Raw genomic sequence first — 15,791 nt, forward strand, 5'->3', positions numbered from 1 at the left:
AGTACCCAATGTTGAAACGTACGATTTATTCGCTGGCCATCGTGGCTCTGATTGCCGGTTGCTCGTCGGGCACCAAGCTCACCGACACCCCGGTGACCGACCGCTCCGGCACCGCCGGCGGCCAGCAGGGCAGCGCGAGCGCCGTGGCGCCCGTCACCATCGATCCCAATGCCGGTACCGCGCAAGGTCCGGTCGGTATCGAACGGATCGTCTTTTTCGACTACGACAGCTACACGGTCAAGCCCGAGTTCCAGTCCCTGATCGACGGCCACGCCCGTTTCCTCAAGGCCAACCCGCAGCGCCGCGTTTCCATCGAAGGCCACACCGACGACCGTGGCGGCCGCGAGTACAACCTTGCACTGGGCCAGAAGCGCTCCGAAGCCGTCCGCCGCGCGTTGACGCTTTTGGGCGTGAACGACGCCCAGATCGAAGCCGTGAGCTTCGGCAAGGAAAAGCCGGCGGTCCAGGGCTCGGGCGAAGAAGCCTGGGCACAGAACCGCCGCGCTGAAATCCGCTACACCCGGTGATGCAACACACCCTGTTGCGAGGCGCGGCACTGGCTGCTGCCTTGCTTTGCGTTTCGGTCGGCTCGCAAGCTGCGTTGTTCGAGGATGACGAGGCGCGGCGCGCCATCCTCGACCTGCGCCAGCGCGTGGAGGCCATGCGCCAGCAGACCGACCAGCGCCTTGCCGACGAAAACGGCCAGCTGCGCCGCAGCCTGCTCGACCTGCAAAACCAGATCGAGCAGATGCGGGGCGATCTTGCGCGCATGACCGGCCAGAACGAGCAGCTGCAGCGCACCGTGGCCGAGATGCAGTCGCGCCAGACCACCATCGACGACCGGCTCAAGCAGAATGAGCCGACGAAGGTGTCCGTGGATGGCCGCGAGTTCACCGCCGACCCCAAGGAAAAGGCCGACTTCGATGCCGCCCTCGGCATCTTCCGCGCCGGCCAGTTCGCGCAGGCGCAGACCGCGTTCGCCGAGTTCGTCAAGCGCTACCCGCAAAGCGGCTACAACGCCTCGGCGTTGTTCTGGCTCGGCAATGCGCAGTACGCCACGCGCAACTACAACGAGGCCATCGCGAACTTCCGCTCCATGCTGTCGCTTGCGCCCGACCACGCCAAGGCTCCCGAGGCCGTGCTGTCGATCGCCAACTGCCAGATCGAGCTGAAGGACACGCGCGCCGCGCGCCGCACGCTGGAAGACCTGACCAAGGCCTATCCGCAATCCGAAGCCGCCCAGGCGGGCCGCGAGCGTCTCTCGCGCCTGCGCTAGCGACGGCGGAGCCCTCCGCTTGAACGCAGCCATCCTTCCTGATGCGTCGACCGCCGCCGCGAATGTCGTCACCGACACCGCGGCGCCCGACTTCGCGCGCCGCTTCGGCGGCCTCGAACGCCTATACGGCGTGGCCGGTGCCGCGCGCATCCGCAACGCCCACCTGCTCGTCGCCGGCATCGGCGGCGTGGGATCGTGGGCGGTCGAGGCGCTGGCGCGCAGCGGCGTGGGGCGACTCACGCTGATCGATCTCGATCACGTCTCGGAGTCGAACATCAACCGGCAGATCCACGCGCTCGATGCGACCGTGGGACAGGCCAAGGTCGAGGCCATGCGCGACCGCATCGCGCAGATCAACCCCGACTGCAAGGTGCTCGCGCTCGATGAATTCGTCGAGCCGGGCAACTGGACAGCGTTGCTCGACGCGGCGCAGGCTGCCAACGGGCCCGCGACGGCTGTCATCGATGCCTGCGACCAGGTCAAGGCCAAGCTCGCGATGGCCGCATGGGCGCGTGCATCGCGCACCGCCTTCATCACCGTGGGCGCGGCCGGTGGCAAGCGGCAGGCGCACAAGGTCGACATCGACGATCTCGCGCTCGTCACGCACGACCCGCTGCTGGCCCAGCTTCGCCAGCGCCTTCGCAAGGAGCATGGCGCTCCACGCGAGGGCCGCAAGATCGGCGTCGCCTGTGTCTTCAGCCGCGAGAGCGTCGCACCGCCCGATGCCTCCTGCGCCATCGAAGAAGGCGACGGTTCGCTCAACTGCCATGGCTATGGTTCGGTGGTGAGCGTGACCGCGACTTTCGGCCAATGCGCAGCAGGTTGGGTGCTCGACAAGATTGCGAGCAACGCCACGCTATAATCTTTGGCTTTGCCGGATTCAACGCCGGTAGAGAGAAAACGAAAAAGAAAAAATGGTTCCGGGACGTTAGCTCAGTTGGTAGAGCAGCGGACTTTTAATCCGTTGGTCACTGGTTCGAATCCAGTACGTCCTACCAGACCCATACAAAAAGCCGCTCCATCGAGCGGCTTTTTTATTGCCCGCAGAAGATCGGCGTCAGTCCTCGTCTTCCCACTTCCCCACGACGGTGCCGAGCACCGTGAACGCGGCGCGGATCGGCTCGTGCTTCGGATTCAGCGGCAGCAGCCAGCGGCGGCCGTCTTCCTGCTTGAAGACCTTGAAGGTGACTTCGTTGCTTGCATCGAGCCTGGCAATGATGCGCTCGCCGTCTTCGGGGGTCGTTCGCTGCGCGTCGACGAAGATGATCGACTCCGCGGGATAGCTCTTCAGGTGGCCGCTCGGCGCGGTCATGCTGTCGCCCCGCACGCGCAGTGCATACGTGTTGCCGGGGCTGTGATGCGCAACGCAGGGAAGCCAGCGCTCGGCCTGGATCGCTCCTTGCGCGGCGCCCTTCCATGAGGCGACTTGCGTCCACGCGATGAGGGGAACGGTGCCGGGCGTGCCGGGATTGAAGGAGGGGCCCGACGGCGGCGTGCGCGTGACCCGGTAGGCGCCTGGAGGTTCGCTGGCGTTGTCGCGCGCCGCATGGGGCTGGGGGACGTCCCACGGCGCGGGGCCGTCGCCGGTGTCGAGCCAGTTGGGATCGACACGGTAGGCGCGTGCCAGCGCGAGCAGGGCCATCGAGCGGCCGGTGTCGCCGCGTTCTATCTTCGAGATGTTGGATTGCTTGACGCCTGAAGCCGCTTCGGCTTGCTTCTGAGTCATCCTGGCGTATTTGCGCGCTGCCAATGCGCGCGCTGCAATAGTCTCCATGGGCGCCGATTTAAGCGCAGGCGAATATTCACTTTGGACTCCTAGAATAGTTGAAAGGGAGTATTTGCCATGAAACCACGCAAGTTGGTGCTGGCGCCGAAAGCCGTGAGGCTGACGCACAAGCAAATCAAAGGGCGAAGCCGTCATCCGGCACCGCCTCGAATCCGCAGGATCGGGTCCGCATGCGCGCGCAGCGTGATGCCGCGCCAGGACCGAATTCACCTGCCGAGCTGAATCGTGCGAAGCCCGTTGCCACGGGGCTTGTGGCTCGACCGCGCGCTGTGCGCGCTGCTGGCGCTGCTGTCGGTCGCGGCGCTTTTCCATGGCCTTTGCTCGCGGGATGAGGGCCTGGCGGGCTTGGGGGGTGCAGGCCTTGTTGCCGCGTCCTGGATCGGGACCGCGCTGTTCGACGACAGCGCCTTCAGGCGGGCGCGTGCGGTCCGGGAGGCGGTAGAGAGAGCGTCGCGCTCACGCGCACGCAATCCTTGATGTGCTGCTCGCCCAGAGCGCGCAAGGCTGCGTAGCCGAGCGCAGCGGAAACGATCTGCCCGGCAATCGGCACGTATTTGGCAGCCTGCTTGGCCGTGAGCTTCACGCCGGCATGCCGCGCGAGCTTGATCAGCAGGTCGCGCGTGACGAGCCTGCCGACCAGCAGCGCGCCAACGGTCGTGGCGGCGTTCTGGATGCGCTCGCGCTGGTGCGGCGCGAGCTTTTCGACCTGGGTGACCGACAGGCCGAACTCGGCGCTGATCTGCGGCACCAGGCGCGAGAGCAGGGCCGCATCGGCGGCCCAGTCGATGCCGGGCAGGGGCACGGCGCTGGCGGCCGCGGCCATCAGCGCCTTGCGGCCGATCAGGCGGCGGCTGCGGTGGATGGCCGCAATCAGCTTTTCGTCACCCCGGGCCAGTTCGATGGCGGACGGCATGCAGGAAGTCTCCTTCGGAGGTTCAGGCCGCAAGCGCCTCGAGCTGGTCCGACAGGGCCAGCCAGCGCTCTTCGAGGCGGCCGATTTCGTCGTTGAGGGCTTTCAGCCGCTTGCCCGCCTCGGCAATCTCGGCTGGCGGCAAAGGCTGCGCCAGGCGCGCCTCGAGCGCGGTGCGTTCGGCGCCGGCCGCAACCAGCCGTTCGTCGATCTGCGCGATCTCGCGCTTGATCGGCTTGGCCTGGTCGCTGCGCTGCTGGCGGTCCTGGACGTCCTGCTTGGGCGCCGGGGCGGCCGTGTTGGCGGCTTCGCGCACGGCCACCTTGGCCTCTTCGCGCAGCCGCTTGGCTTCGTCGAGCAGGTAGCGCTGGTAGTCGTCGAGGTCGCCGTCGAAATCGGCGACCACGCCGCGGCCCACGAGCCAGAACTCGTCGCACACCGAGCGCAGCAGCGCACGGTCGTGGCTCACGAGCATCAGCGTACCCTCGAATTCGTTGAGGGCCACGGCCAGGGCCTCGCGGGTGGCCAGGTCCAGGTGGTTGGTGGGCTCGTCCAGCAGCAGCAGGTTGGGGCGCTGCCAGACCATCATCGCGAGCACCAGGCGCGCCTTCTCGCCGCCGCTCATGGTGCCGACGGGCTGCTTCACCATGTCGCCGCTGAAGTTGAAGCTGCCGAGGAAGCCGCGCAAGGCCTGCTCGCCGGTGCTTTCCTTGACGGCGCTGCCCAGTTCGCGTGCCATGCGCACCATGTGTTCGAGCGGGTTGTCCTGCGGGCGCAGCACGTCGAGTTCCTGCTGTGCGAAGTAGCCGATGTTGAGGCCCTTGCCCTCGGTGACCTGGCCGGCCAGCGCGCCCATTTCGCGCGCAATGGTCTTCACCAGCGTCGACTTGCCCTGGCCATTGGCGCCCAGAATGCCGATGCGCTGGCCCGCGAGCACCGAGCGGCTGACGCCGCGCAGGATGGTCTTGGGCTCTTCGCCTTCGCCATCTTCCGGGGCCTTGTAGCCGAAGCTCGCATTGCTGATCGAGAGCATCGGATTCGGGATGTTGCCCGGCTCCTTGAATTCGAAGGTGAAGTCGGCCTCGGCCAGCAGCGGCGCGACCTTTTCCATGCGCTCCAGCGCCTTGACGCGGCTTTGCGCCTGCTTGGCTTTGCTGGCCTTGGCCTTGAAGCGGTCGATGAACTTCTGCAGGTGGGCGATCTTGTCCTGCTGCTTGGAGAAGGCCACCTGCTGCTGCTCCATCTGCAGCGCGCGCATGTCCTCGAACTTGCTGTAGTTGCCGCCGTAGCGCGTGAGCTGGGCGTTGGCGATGTGCAGCGTGACGTCGGTCACGGCATCGAGGAACTCGCGGTCGTGGCTGATGACGATCATGGTGCCGGCGTACTTCTGCAGCCAGGCTTCGAGCCAGACGAGCGCGTCCAGGTCCAGGTGGTTGGTGGGTTCGTCGAGCAGCAGCAGGTCGCTCGGGCACATCAGCGCGCGGGCCAGCTGCAGGCGCATGCGCCAGCCGCCCGAGAAGCTGTTGACGGGCTCGTCGAGCTCGTGCGACTTGAAGCCCAGCCCGAGCACCAGCGCCTGCGCGCGCGGCACGGCGTCGTGCTCGCCGGCGTCGGCGAGATCCGTGTAGGCGTGGGCCAGCTCCATGCCGATGTCGGCGTCGTCGGGGTTGGCTTCGTAGGCAGCCTCGATGGCTGCCAGCGTGGCGCGCAGCTCGGTCAGCCGGGTGTCGCCGCCCACCACGAAGTCGGTCGCCGACTCCTCGGTTTCGGGCATGTCCTGCGCCACCTGCGCCATGCGCCATTGCTTGGGCACGTAGAAGTCGCCGCCGTCCTCGTGCAGCGAGCCGTTGAAGAGCGCGAACAGGGTCGACTTGCCGGCGCCATTGCGCCCGACCAGGCCAACCTTCTCACCGGGATTGATGGTGACGGTGGCGCCGTCGAGCAGAACCTTGGCGCTGCGGCGAAGAATGACGTTTTTGAGAGTAATCATGAAATAGGAACCGTAGGGGCGATTATCCCGCCCGGCCCGTGGCGGCCTGGCGCGAAGGGGCAAATGGGGAGGGCACCACCCGGAGAAGAAGGGCCGCAGCCGTGCTGCGGGAAAGCGGCGGGAAGGGCGGAAAGGGGCGTGGGCGGGCGCAGCTAACGCGCGCCGGCACCGGCCAGCAGCGCGGTTCGGGTCACGAGCAGGACTTGGTCCTCGCCCGCGGAGGTTTCCAGCCACACGACTTCGAGCTGCGGGAAAGCGGCCTCGAAGTATTCGCGCTCGTTGCCGATTTCCAGCACCAGCACGGCCTCTTCGCTCATGCGGGAAGGCGCGTCGGCGAACAGCTGGCGAACGAAGTCCATGCCGTCGGTGCCGCCGGCCAGCGCCAGTTCGGGTTCGGCGCGGTATTCGGCGGGCAGGGCGGCCATGCTTGCGCTGTTCACGTAGGGCGGGTTGCACAGCACCAGGTCGTAGGGACCAGGCAGGCTGGCGAGGCCGTCGGACTCGACCAGCCTGATGCGCGCATCGAGCTGGTGCCGCGTGACGTTGATGGCCGCCACCTCGAGCGCCTCGACCGACAGGTCGGCGGCATCGACCCTGATGTCCGGATAGGTCATGGCCGCGAGGATGGCGAGGCTGCCGTTGCCCGTGCACAGGTCGAGCACGCGCTGCGTGTGCTCGCCGAGCCAGTAGTCGATGCTGCCGTCGGCGATCAGCTCCGCGATGAAGCTGCGCGGCACGATGGCGCGCTCGTCCACGTAGAAGGGCACGCCCTGCAGCCACGCCTCCTTGGTGAGATAGGCAGCAGGCTTGCGCGTGGCAATGCGTTCGTCGAGCAGCGCCGCGACCTTGCCGGCATCGGCCGGCGAGACGGCCTTGTCGGCCACCGCGTCGATGTCGTCCAGCGGCAGCTTCAGGCGCCACAGCACCAGCCATGCGGCTTCGTCGAAGGCGTTGGCCGTGCCGTGGCCGAAGGCGACCCCGGCTTCTTCCAGCCGCTTGGCGCCGGCCTCGATCAGCTCGATGACAGTGCTCATTGGATGAGCGACGCTTCGAGGCGCTCCAGCGTGCGCTTGTAGATGTTCTTCAGCGTCTCGATCTCGGCCACGTCGATGTGCTCGTCGATCTTGTGGATGCTGGCGTTGACCGGGCCGAGCTCGACCACCTGCTTGCAGATCTTGGCGATGAAGCGCGCATCGCTGGTGCCGCCGCTGGTCGAGAGCTCGGTGGCAATGCCGGTTTCGTCGGCAATGGCCGCCTGCACGGCGGTGACGAGTTCGCCGGGCGTCGTGAGAAAGGGCAGGCCGCCGATGGTCCAGGCCAGCGCGTAGTCCACGCCGTGCGCATCGAGCACGGCATGCACGCGCCGCTGCAAGGACTCGGGCGTTGATTCGGTCGAGAAGCGGAAGTTGAAGTCGATGACCGCGCTGCCCGGAATCACGTTGCTTGCGCCGGTGCCTGCATGAAAGTTGCTGATCTGCCAACTGGTGGGCTGGAAGTAGGCGTTGCCCGCATCCCAGCCGCCCGCGGCGTTGATGGCCACCAGCTCCGCCAGCGCAGGCGCCACGGCATGCACCGGGTTCTTCGCGAGGTGCGGGTAGGCGATGTGGCCCTGCACGCCGTGGACCGTGAGCTTGCCGCTCATGGTGCCGCGGCGGCCGTTCTTGATCATGTCGCCGCAGCGCTCGACGGCCGTGGGCTCGCCGACGATGCAGTAGTCGATGGTTTCGCCGCGCGCGGCCAGCGCGTTGCAGACGATGACGGTGCCGTCGACGCCCGGTCCTTCCTCGTCGCTGGTGAGCAGCAGCGCGAGCGTGAGCCCGGGATCGGGCGTGGCTGCAAGGAATTCCTCGATGGAGACAACGAAGGCCGCGATCGAGGTCTTCATGTCGCACGCGCCGCGGCCATAGAGCTTGCCGCCGCGGTGGGTGGGCGTGAAAGGATGGCTGGTCCACTGCTCGACCGGCCCCGTGGGCACCACGTCGGTGTGGCCCGCGAACACCAGCGTCTTCGTCGGCGCGCTGCCGGCCGGGCGGCGCACCGCCCACAGGTTGGTCACGCGGAAATCGGCCGGGCCGCTTTCGATGGTCTCGAGCGTGAAACCCAACCGTGCCAGCCGTTCGCCGAGGATCTGTTGGCAACCCGCATCGTCGGGGGTGACCGAGGAGCGCGAGATGAGTTGCTCGGCGAGCTGGAGGGTACGGGACATCGGCGGAAGGCTGTGTTCAGAACTTCACGTCGAGCGTGATGTTGGTAAAGGTGGGTTCGTCGACCTGATCCGTCAGGCTGCGGTCTTCGGTCTTCTGCTTGGGCGCGGCGCGGTTCTGCAGCCGCCACATCAGGTTGGTGGGCGAGTCGGCCTGGGCCAGGCCTTCCTCGCGCGTCACGCGCTCTTCGGTGACGAGACGGGCAATGTCTTCTTCGAAAGTCTGCGAACCTTCGGCCATCGATTGCTCCATGGCTTCCTTGACGGCGGAGAAGTCGCCCTTTTCGATCAGCTCGGCCACCAGGGCCGTGTTGAGCATGACCTCGAGCGCGGGCACGCGGCCGCCGGTGGGCGTGCGCAGCAACCGCTGCGACACGATGGCGCGCAGCGCCGAGCCCAGGTCGCCCAGCAGCGTGGGGCGCACCTCGACCGGGAAGAAACTCAGGATGCGGTTGAGCGCGCGGTAGCTGTTGTTGGCATGCAGCGTGGCCACGCACAGGTGGCCCGACTGCGCATAGGCAATGGCGGCCGTCATGGTTTCGCGGTCGCGGATCTCGCCGATCTGGATCACGTCGGGCGCCTGGCGCAGCGCATTCTTGAGCGCGACCTGCAACGACTCGGTGTCGCTGCCCACGTCGCGCTGGTTCACCAGCGACTTCTTGTTGGTGTAGGTGAACTCGATGGGCTCTTCCACCGTGAGGATGTGGCCCGTGGCGTGCTCGTTGCGGTAGTCGAGCATCGAGGCCAGCGTGGTGGTCTTGCCAGCGCCGGTCGCGCCCACCATCAGGATCAGCCCGCGCTTCTCCATGATGAGCGTCTTGAGGATGTCGGGCAGGTTCAGGTCCGAGAAGCTCGGAATGGTCGAGGCGATGTGCCGCACCACCACCGCATAGCTGCCGCGCTGGCGCATGGCGCTGATGCGGTAGTTGCCGGCGCCCTCGAGCATCACGGCCATGTTGAGTTCGCCGGTTCGCTCCAGCTCCTGGATGCGGGCTTCGGGCACCACCTCGGCCAGCAGCGCGAGCGGCGCGGTCGCCGGCAGCACCTGGGCGTTGATCGGCACGCAGGTGCCGTTGAGGCGGATCAGCACCGGGGAGTGCGCCGAGAGGTAGATGTCGGAGGCCTTGCGCTCGGCCATCAAACGAAGAATCCGCTCCATCATGTTCATCGGTCTCTCTCCTCGGGTGCTGTTGTTTTCTAACGGGACAAAGGCAGGAGCCTGTCGATCAGTCGCGCAGCAGGTCGTTCAGGCTGGTCTTGGAACGCGTTTGCGCATCGACCGTCTTGACGATGATCGCCGCGTAGGTGCTGTATTCCTGGCCCGACTTGGTCTTCTTGGGCAGGTTGCCGCTGATGACGACGCTGCCGGACGGCACGCGGCCGAAGGAAGTCTCTCCGGTGTCGCGGTTGAAGATCGGGGTGCTCTGGCCGATGTACACACCCATGCCGAGCACCGAGTTTTCCTCGATCACCACGCCCTCGACCACTTCGGAGCGCGCGCCGATGAAGCAGTTGTCCTCGATGATGGTGGGGCCGGCCTGCAGCGGCTCGAGCACGCCGCCGATGCCGACGCCGCCCGACAGGTGCACGTTGGCGCCGATCTGTGCGCAAGAACCTACCGTGGCCCAGGTGTCGACCATGGTGCCTTCGCCCACGTAGGCGCCGATGTTCACGTAGGAAGGCATGAGGATCGCGCCCTTGGCGATGTAGCTGCCGCGGCGGGCCACGGCCGGCGGCACGATGCGAACGCCCGATTCCTTCAGCTCGTTGGCCGACAGGTGCGAGAACTTGGTGGGCACCTTGTCGTAGAAGCCCAGCGAGCCGGCCTGCATCTGCTCGTTGTCCTTCAGGCGGAACGACAGCAGCACGGCCTTCTTGATCCACTGGTGCACGGTCCACTGGCCCACGCTTTCGCGGGTGGCAACGCGCAGCTTGCCGTTGTTGAGTTCGGAAATCACGTGCTCGACGGCATCGCGCACTTCGGCAGTGGCGGCGCTGGACGAGATGTTGGCGCGGTCTTCCCACGCGGCGTCGATGATTTGTTGCAGTTGCTGGGTCATGGAGAAAGTCTCGTGTGAAAAATGGGTGCGGGCGGAAAAGCGGATCAGCGGCGGGCGTCCTTGCAGAAGCGGACGATGCGCTGGGCGGCCTCCACGCATTCGGCTGTTTCGGCGACCAGTGCCATGCGGATGCGGCCGCGGCCAGGGTTGGCGCCGTGGGCGGTCTCTCGCGCCAGATAGCTCCCCGGCAGAACCGTCACATTGTATTGAGCGTAGAGCGCGCGGGCGAAGGCTTCGTCGTCGCCAGCCCACACTTCGGGAATGCCGGCCCAGAGGTAGAAGCTGGCATCGGGCAGGCGCACGTCGAGCACCGGTTCGAGCAGCGGCGTCACGGCCGCGAACTTGGCGCGGTACTGAGCGCGGTTGTCCACCACATGGGACTCGTCGCCCCAGGCCGCGATGCTGGCCGCGGCCACGGCACCGCTCATGGCGCTGCCGTGGTAGGTGCGATAGAGCAGGAACTTCTTGATGATGGCCGCGTCACCCGCCACGAAGCCGCTGCGCAGGCCGGGCACATTGCTGCGCTTGGACAGCGAGGTCAGCGCAATCAGGTTCCGGAAGTCGGGCCGCCCGAGCTTCACCGAGGCTTCGAGGCCGCTGAGCGGGGGCTCGTCGCGGAAATAGATTTCGCTGTAGCACTCGTCGGCGGCAATCACGAAACCGTGGCGGTCCGACAGATCGAAGAGCCTTTTCCATTCGTCCAGCGACATCACCGCGCCCGTCGGGTTGCCTGGCGAGCAGACAAACACCAACTGTGTGCGGGCCCAGACGGCCTCGGGCACGCTGTCCCAGGCTACTGCGAAATTACGCGCGGGCACGCTGGCCACGTAGTACGGCTCGGCGCCCGAAAGCAGGGCCGCGCCCTCGTAAATCTGATAGAACGGATTGGGCGACATCACCACCGGCTGCGGCGAGGCGGTGGGGTCGACCACGGTCTGCGCCAGCGAGAACAGGGCTTCCCGCGAACCGTTGACAGGCAGCACCTGCGTGGCCGGGTCGAGGGCGAGGCTGTAGCGGGTTTTCAGCCAATCGGTGAAGGCGGTGCGCAGAGCCAAATCGCCCGCGGTCGCGGGGTAGGCGGCCAGCGCGCCGAGGCTGGCACTCAGGGCGTCCTTGATGAAGCCTGGCGTGGCGTGCTTGGGTTCGCCGATGCCCAGGCTGATGGCCGGGAACTCGGGGTTGGGCGTGATGCCCGCGAACAGTTGCTTCAGCCGCTCGAAGGGATAGGGTTGCAACCGGGAAAGCAGGGGATTCATGCCCGGGATTATCGGTGACAGGTGTTACCGCTCCTGCCGAGGCGGCTACTGACAGCCATGACGGCTGGCAGGCGTCAGGCCGCGCTGCGCCGGTAGAACGCGAGCGAGCCCGCCAGCGCCAGCAGCATGCCGCCGCAGGCGCGATCGACCCAGCGCGTGGCCGATACCGTGAGCACCCGGATCGCGCGGGCGCCGAGGAAGGCATAGCCCAGCATCACCAGCGTGTCGAGGCCCGCGAAGATCAAGGCAATGATCAGGTACTGCGGCGCCTGCGCAGCCGCCGGATCGATGAACTGCGGCAGGAGCGCCGAGCAGAAGATGTAGCCCTTGGGGTTGGTCACCGCCACCAGGAAGGACTTGAAGAAGATGCGCCGGCTTTCGCCCGCCGTGACCGAGGCGGCAGAGTCCGCATCCGGCAGCTTGAAGCCGCCCTTGGAGCGCAGCATGCGCAGCCCGAGCCAGGCCAGGTAGACGGCGCCCACCCACTTGAGCATCGAGAACCAGAACTCCGACGCCGCGAGCAGTGCACCGAGCCCGAGCGCCACGGCGCCGACCAGCACGAAGTCGGACAGCACCGCGCCGAGCATGCCCGGCAGCGCCCGGCGCACGCCGTGGCGGGAGCCGTTGCTCAGCGCCAGCAGCACCGTAGGGCCGGGCGTAGCGATGGCCGTGAAGGCGACGAGGGCGAACAGCAGGGCGGTGGCGAGCGTCATGGCGGCGGGTGTCCTTCTTCTTCCAGGTTCAGATTTTCTTGACGAGCACCTGGCTCTTGCGGTCCCAGTTGTACTTGCGCTTGCGGGCTTCGGGCAGCCAGTCGGGGTTGACCTGCTGGAAGCCGCGCTTGAGGAACCAGTGCATGGTGCGCGTGGTGAGCACGAAGATGCTCTCCAGGCCCATGGCCTTGGCGCGGTGCTCGATGCGCTTGAGGATGCGCTCGCCGTCGCCCTGCGATTGCGACTGGGGCGAGACGGTCAGCGCGGCCATCTCGGCGGTCTTTGCCTCGGGGTAGGGGTAGAGTGCCGCGCAGCCGAAGATCACGCCGTCGTGCTCGATGACCGTGTAGTGGCCCACGTCGCGCTCGATCTCGGTGCGGTCACGCTTGACCAGCGTGCCGTCGCGCTCGAAGGGCTCGATCAGCTGCAGGATGCCGCCGATGTCGTCGACCGTGGCTTCGCGCAGGCTCTCGAGCTTCTCGTCGATCACCATGGTGCCGACGCCGTCGTGCACATACACCTCGAGCAGCAGCGCGCCGTCCAGCGCGAACGGCAGGATGTGGTTGCGCTCCACGCCGCCTTTGCAGGCCTTCACGCAGTGCTGCAGGTAGAAGGCGGTGTCGGTGGGCTTTTGCGGCGGCGGCAGCGAGGCCAGCAGCTTCTCGGCCGCGGCGAGCGGCAGCTCGGTGTCGATGGGGTTGTCTTCGCTCTCCGGCAATTCGCTGTCGATGCGGATGCCCGGGATTTCGGTCAGGAAGATCAGCTTGTCGGCCTGGATGGAGATGGCCACGCTGGTGGCGACTTCTTCCATCGTCAGGTTGAAGGCCTCGCCCGTGGGCGAGAAGCCGAAGGGCGACATCAGCACCATGGCGCCGAAGTCGAGCGTGCGGCGGATGCCCACGGCATCGACCTTGCGCACCAGGCCCGAATGCTTGAAGTCCACGCCATCGACCACGCCCACGGGGCGCGCGGTGATGAAGTTGCCCGAGATCACGCGCACCGTCGACCCGGCCATCGGCGTGTTCGGCAGGCCCTGGCTGAAGGCCGCCTCGATCTCGTAGCGCAGTTGGCCGGCGGCTTCCTGGGCCGAGTCGAGCGCCACCTCGTCGGTGATGCGGATGCCGTGCGAATAGCGCGCCTCGTGCCCCTTGGCCGCGAGCTGCTCGTTGACCTGGGGGCGGAAGCCGTGCACCAGCACGATCTTGACGCCCATGCTCTGGATCAGCGCCAGGTCCTGCGCAATGTTCTGCAGCTTGCCCGCCGCGATCGCCTCGCCTGCCAGTGCGACCACGAAGGTCTTGCCGCGGTGCGTGTGGATGTAGGGCGCGACCGAGCGGAACCAGGGCACGAAGGTGAAGTTGAAAACGGTGGACATGGAGCGTGATTGTGCATTCTTGGAGGGCGCTTGGTGCAGCTCAGGCCATCGCGCGCAGCAGCAGGGCGGCGCGGGTGGCCGCGCCAGGGCCCCCGTCGGACTCGGGCGGTACCGGGCCGTCCACCCTGCGGGCCTTGAAAGTGGCCAGCAGGGCGGCATAGGCATCGGTCGAATCGCCTGCCTCGGCGGGCAGATCGAGCATGCCGGCCAGTTGCGCCGGCGCCACCGAGCCTTCGCGCACCAGGGCGTCCACCACCGCCATGAAGGCCGGCGCGTGCGCCTCGAGCAGTGCCAGCGCACGCGCATGCTCCTGCGCCAGCAGCGCCTCGATTTCAGGGTTGGTGGCTTCCAGGTCGGTGTTGAGGTTGTCCTCGGCGTCGTTGGCCACGTCGGTGCGGCTCAGCCGCGCGCCGAAGGCGAAATGGCGCACGTATTGCGCGGCGTAGGCGGTGGCCTGGCGGAAATCCTGCGAGGCGCCCGAGGTGCAGGCCTGCGCGCCGAACACCATCTGCTCGGCCGCGCGGCCCGCCAGGCTCACGCAGATGCGGTCGCGCAGGTTCTGCCGGGACCAGGCCTTGCGCTGCTCGTAGCTGTTGTAGCCGCCTTCGAAGGACGCGACGTTGATCTTGATCTCCTGCGGCGCGCGGCCGAAGAGCAGGCCGTAGGCCACGCCATGGCCCGCCTCGTGCACGGCGAGCAGGGCGCGGAAGTCCTCGCTCGAGCGCTTCTTGAGCTGGTTGAGCTCGAGCGTGACCGGGAAGCGGCGCTGCGCCTTGCCCTTGCGATACCGCGCCACGATGCAGGACTTGTCCGCCGCCGTTTCCAGCGACAGCCACACCGGCTCGCCGCCGCCCGCACCTTGCTCCAGCGCCCAGAGCGCGGCGTTGACCAGCGTCGCGCTCAGGATCGCATGGATCGACGAGAACAGCGGGCGCGTGCCCTGCGCAGGAAAGACGGCGTTGGCATAGATCTGCTCGTACACGCTCGACTCGAGCATGAAGCGCACGCCCGAGCTCTGGCGGATGTCTTCCACGTAGCGGTCGCAGATCGACAGGATCAGCTGCACATAGGTGGCCCGGCTGAACGAGGGATAGATGACGTGGTTGTTGCCCAGCCGCGCAATCTGCTCGGGCTTGAAGCGCTCGGCCAGCGCCTTCTTGACGTCGATCAGCGAGAGCTTCTTCGTCAGTGCATGGAAGATGTCGGCATCGGTGTCGCAGTCTTCCACGCGGCGCGCGGTCTCTGCGTACATCTCGTCGAGGTTGCCCGAGACGAACACCAGCAGCTTGCTGTAGTCAGTTTCCCAGGCCTGCTGCGAGTCGCGGAAGGCGCGCAGCCGCGCATGCACCTCGGCCGGCTTCCAGGCCATGATCTGCAGCAGCGTGTCGGGCAGCTTGAGGCAGCGCTTGACCTCCTGCGCCTCCCAGGGCGCGAGGTGCAGCTTTCGCTTCTTCGCCTTCTTCTTGTCGGCGGGGCCGTCGCGGTCCTGTTCATATTCGGCCTGGGCAAGCGAGGACTCGATCTCGCCGAGCATCGACAGCGCCGGCGGCAGCCGGCCGTCGGACAGCAGCGCCCATACGTCCTGGTAGCGCTCGACCTTGGCGTCGTGGCCGTTGCCGTCGAGCGTGCGGAAGCGCTGGAATTCGTCGAGCACCAGGATGCCCGGCGTGCCTTCGTCGATGCCCGATTCGGCCAGCATGGCCGAGATCGAACCCCGGCTGCCGTAGCCCGAGCCATGGCTGAAGCCGTCCATCTGTACCTCGATGAAGCGGTCGTAGAAACCCAGGTGCTGCGCGAGCCTGCGCACCAGCTGCGTCTTGCCGGTGCCCGTGAGGCCCCAGAGGCACACGATGACTGGGCGGCTGATGAGTTGCGGCAGCACGTACCAGGCGCGCAGCGAATCGATCACGCGATCGATGATGTCGTCGATGCCGAAGAGCTCGGTCTTGAGCGCCTGGGCCACCGCCTGCAGATGGCGCGTCCGCTCGGACAGCGCTGCATGCAGGCCTGAATGAATGTCGTTGGACATGGAATTCTTAAAAAATAAAAACGGAAATGAAGAAGCCGCCGCTCCCTCGCGACGAGGAGGCGGCAAGTGCAGACGCTGCGGGAGGCCGGTTGCTGCGCTTCGGCCCCGGAAGCGAGCAGGCGTCCGGTGCAACGGACGCGCGGGCTTCTTCTTCAGGCCGGACGCGGCAGCTCGACCCGGCCATGCACCGAGG

14 protein-coding genes and 1 tRNA gene are annotated in these 15,791 nt (G+C 66.9%); 4 read left to right on the forward strand and 11 right to left on the reverse strand.

The genetic code is table 11. The features are described from left to right. Positions 1 to 8 precede the first annotated feature (8 nt). From pal to L1081_RS07035, 4 genes are all read left to right on the forward strand, one after another. Entirely contained in the window at positions 9 to 527 is a 519-nt protein-coding gene (pal, locus tag L1081_RS07020; RefSeq protein ID WP_489415787.1) for a peptidoglycan-associated lipoprotein Pal, read from the forward strand. After that, positions 527 to 1,276 carry a tol-pal system protein YbgF gene (gene ybgF, locus L1081_RS07025; RefSeq protein ID WP_489415788.1) on the forward strand — a complete coding sequence of 250 codons (750 nt, stop codon included), beginning with the start codon at positions 527 to 529 and terminating at the stop codon, positions 1,274 to 1,276. The genes pal and ybgF overlap by 1 nt, the downstream gene beginning before the upstream one ends. A 31-nt stretch (positions 1,277 to 1,307) precedes the next feature. Further along, positions 1,308 to 2,138, forward strand: a complete 831-nt coding sequence (locus L1081_RS07030; protein WP_489416746.1) for a ThiF family adenylyltransferase — start codon at positions 1,308 to 1,310, stop codon at positions 2,136 to 2,138. 60 nt (positions 2,139 to 2,198) lie between these two features. Continuing rightward, positions 2,199 to 2,274, forward strand: a tRNA-Lys gene (locus L1081_RS07035). Positions 2,275 to 2,333: 59 nt separating this feature from the next. Here L1081_RS07035 and L1081_RS07040 read toward each other — a convergent pair. The 11 genes from L1081_RS07040 to L1081_RS07090 form a co-directional block, all read right to left on the reverse strand. Then, complete coding sequence (locus L1081_RS07040) at positions 2,334 to 3,002, reverse strand: S24 family peptidase (RefSeq protein WP_489415789.1); 669 nt, start codon at positions 3,000 to 3,002, stop codon at positions 2,334 to 2,336. 469 nt (positions 3,003 to 3,471) lie between these two features. Further along, positions 3,472 to 3,975, reverse strand: coding sequence for a hypothetical protein (locus tag L1081_RS07045; RefSeq protein ID WP_489415790.1), 504 nt, complete (start codon positions 3,973 to 3,975; stop codon positions 3,472 to 3,474). A 22-nt stretch (positions 3,976 to 3,997) separates the two neighbouring features. Then, positions 3,998 to 5,962 (reverse strand): ATP-binding cassette domain-containing protein, encoded by a 1,965-nt coding sequence (locus L1081_RS07050; protein ID WP_489415791.1) that lies wholly within the window; start codon positions 5,960 to 5,962, stop codon positions 3,998 to 4,000. Between the two features lie 152 nt (positions 5,963 to 6,114). Then, complete coding sequence (prmB, locus tag L1081_RS07055) at positions 6,115 to 6,996, reverse strand: 50S ribosomal protein L3 N(5)-glutamine methyltransferase (protein WP_489415792.1); 882 nt, start codon at positions 6,994 to 6,996, stop codon at positions 6,115 to 6,117. After that, on the reverse strand, positions 6,993 to 8,168 hold the full coding sequence (gene dapE / locus L1081_RS07060) for a succinyl-diaminopimelate desuccinylase (RefSeq protein WP_489415793.1): 1,176 nt from the start codon (positions 8,166 to 8,168) through the stop codon (positions 6,993 to 6,995). Before dapE ends, prmB begins: the two co-directional genes overlap by 4 nt. 16 nt (positions 8,169 to 8,184) lie before the next feature. Beyond that, the gene (locus L1081_RS07065; protein WP_489415794.1) at positions 8,185 to 9,333 is read right to left on the reverse strand and encodes a PilT/PilU family type 4a pilus ATPase; all 1,149 of its coding nucleotides are present in this window, start codon (positions 9,331 to 9,333) and stop codon (positions 8,185 to 8,187) included. A 58-nt stretch (positions 9,334 to 9,391) separates the two neighbouring features. Beyond that, on the reverse strand, positions 9,392 to 10,225 hold the full coding sequence (gene dapD, locus L1081_RS07070) for a 2,3,4,5-tetrahydropyridine-2,6-dicarboxylate N-succinyltransferase (RefSeq protein WP_319426098.1): 834 nt from the start codon (positions 10,223 to 10,225) through the stop codon (positions 9,392 to 9,394). Between the two features lie 44 nt (positions 10,226 to 10,269). Continuing rightward, the gene (gene dapC / locus L1081_RS07075; protein WP_489415795.1) at positions 10,270 to 11,481 is read right to left on the reverse strand and encodes a succinyldiaminopimelate transaminase; all 1,212 of its coding nucleotides are present in this window, start codon (positions 11,479 to 11,481) and stop codon (positions 10,270 to 10,272) included. Positions 11,482 to 11,555: 74 nt separating this feature from the next. Next, positions 11,556 to 12,194, reverse strand: coding sequence for a LysE family translocator (locus tag L1081_RS07080; RefSeq protein ID WP_489415796.1), 639 nt, complete (start codon positions 12,192 to 12,194; stop codon positions 11,556 to 11,558). 28 nt (positions 12,195 to 12,222) lie between these two features. Continuing rightward, complete coding sequence (gene argA, locus L1081_RS07085; RefSeq protein ID WP_012747826.1) at positions 12,223 to 13,569, reverse strand: amino-acid N-acetyltransferase; 1,347 nt, start codon at positions 13,567 to 13,569, stop codon at positions 12,223 to 12,225. A gap of 40 nt (positions 13,570 to 13,609) precedes the next feature. Beyond that, positions 13,610 to 15,598: an AAA family ATPase gene (locus tag L1081_RS07090; protein WP_489415797.1), complete on the reverse strand. Its 1,989-nt coding sequence runs from the start codon at positions 15,596 to 15,598 to the stop codon at positions 13,610 to 13,612. Positions 15,599 to 15,791 lie beyond the last annotated feature (193 nt).

The sequence above is a fragment of the Variovorax sp. MSC1_012 genome (assembly GCF_023667525.1).
Classification (GTDB): domain Bacteria; phylum Pseudomonadota; class Gammaproteobacteria; order Burkholderiales; family Burkholderiaceae_C; genus Variovorax; species Variovorax beijingensis_B.

Coding starts and splice junctions, on each gene's coding strand:
- pal (WP_489415787.1), top strand. CDS start 9: ATGTTGAAACGTACGATTTATTCGCTGGCCATCGTGGCTCTGATTGCC.
- ybgF (WP_489415788.1), top strand. CDS start 527: ATGCAACACACCCTGTTGCGAGGCGCGGCACTGGCTGCTGCCTTGCTT.
- L1081_RS07040 (WP_489415789.1), bottom strand. CDS start 3,002: ATGACTCAGAAGCAAGCCGAAGCGGCTTCAGGCGTCAAGCAATCCAAC.
- L1081_RS07045 (WP_489415790.1), bottom strand. CDS start 3,975: ATGCCGTCCGCCATCGAACTGGCCCGGGGTGACGAAAAGCTGATTGCG.
- L1081_RS07050 (WP_489415791.1), bottom strand. CDS start 5,962: ATGATTACTCTCAAAAACGTCATTCTTCGCCGCAGCGCCAAGGTTCTG.
- prmB (WP_489415792.1), bottom strand. CDS start 6,996: ATGAGCACTGTCATCGAGCTGATCGAGGCCGGCGCCAAGCGGCTGGAA.
- dapE (WP_489415793.1), bottom strand. CDS start 8,168: ATGTCCCGTACCCTCCAGCTCGCCGAGCAACTCATCTCGCGCTCCTCG.
- L1081_RS07065 (WP_489415794.1), bottom strand. CDS start 9,333: ATGAACATGATGGAGCGGATTCTTCGTTTGATGGCCGAGCGCAAGGCC.
- dapD (WP_319426098.1), bottom strand. CDS start 10,225: ATGACCCAGCAACTGCAACAAATCATCGACGCCGCGTGGGAAGACCGC.
- dapC (WP_489415795.1), bottom strand. CDS start 11,481: ATGAATCCCCTGCTTTCCCGGTTGCAACCCTATCCCTTCGAGCGGCTG.
- L1081_RS07080 (WP_489415796.1), bottom strand. CDS start 12,194: ATGACGCTCGCCACCGCCCTGCTGTTCGCCCTCGTCGCCTTCACGGCC.
- argA (WP_012747826.1), bottom strand. CDS start 13,569: ATGTCCACCGTTTTCAACTTCACCTTCGTGCCCTGGTTCCGCTCGGTC.
- L1081_RS07090 (WP_489415797.1), bottom strand. CDS start 15,598: ATGTCCAACGACATTCATTCAGGCCTGCATGCAGCGCTGTCCGAGCGG.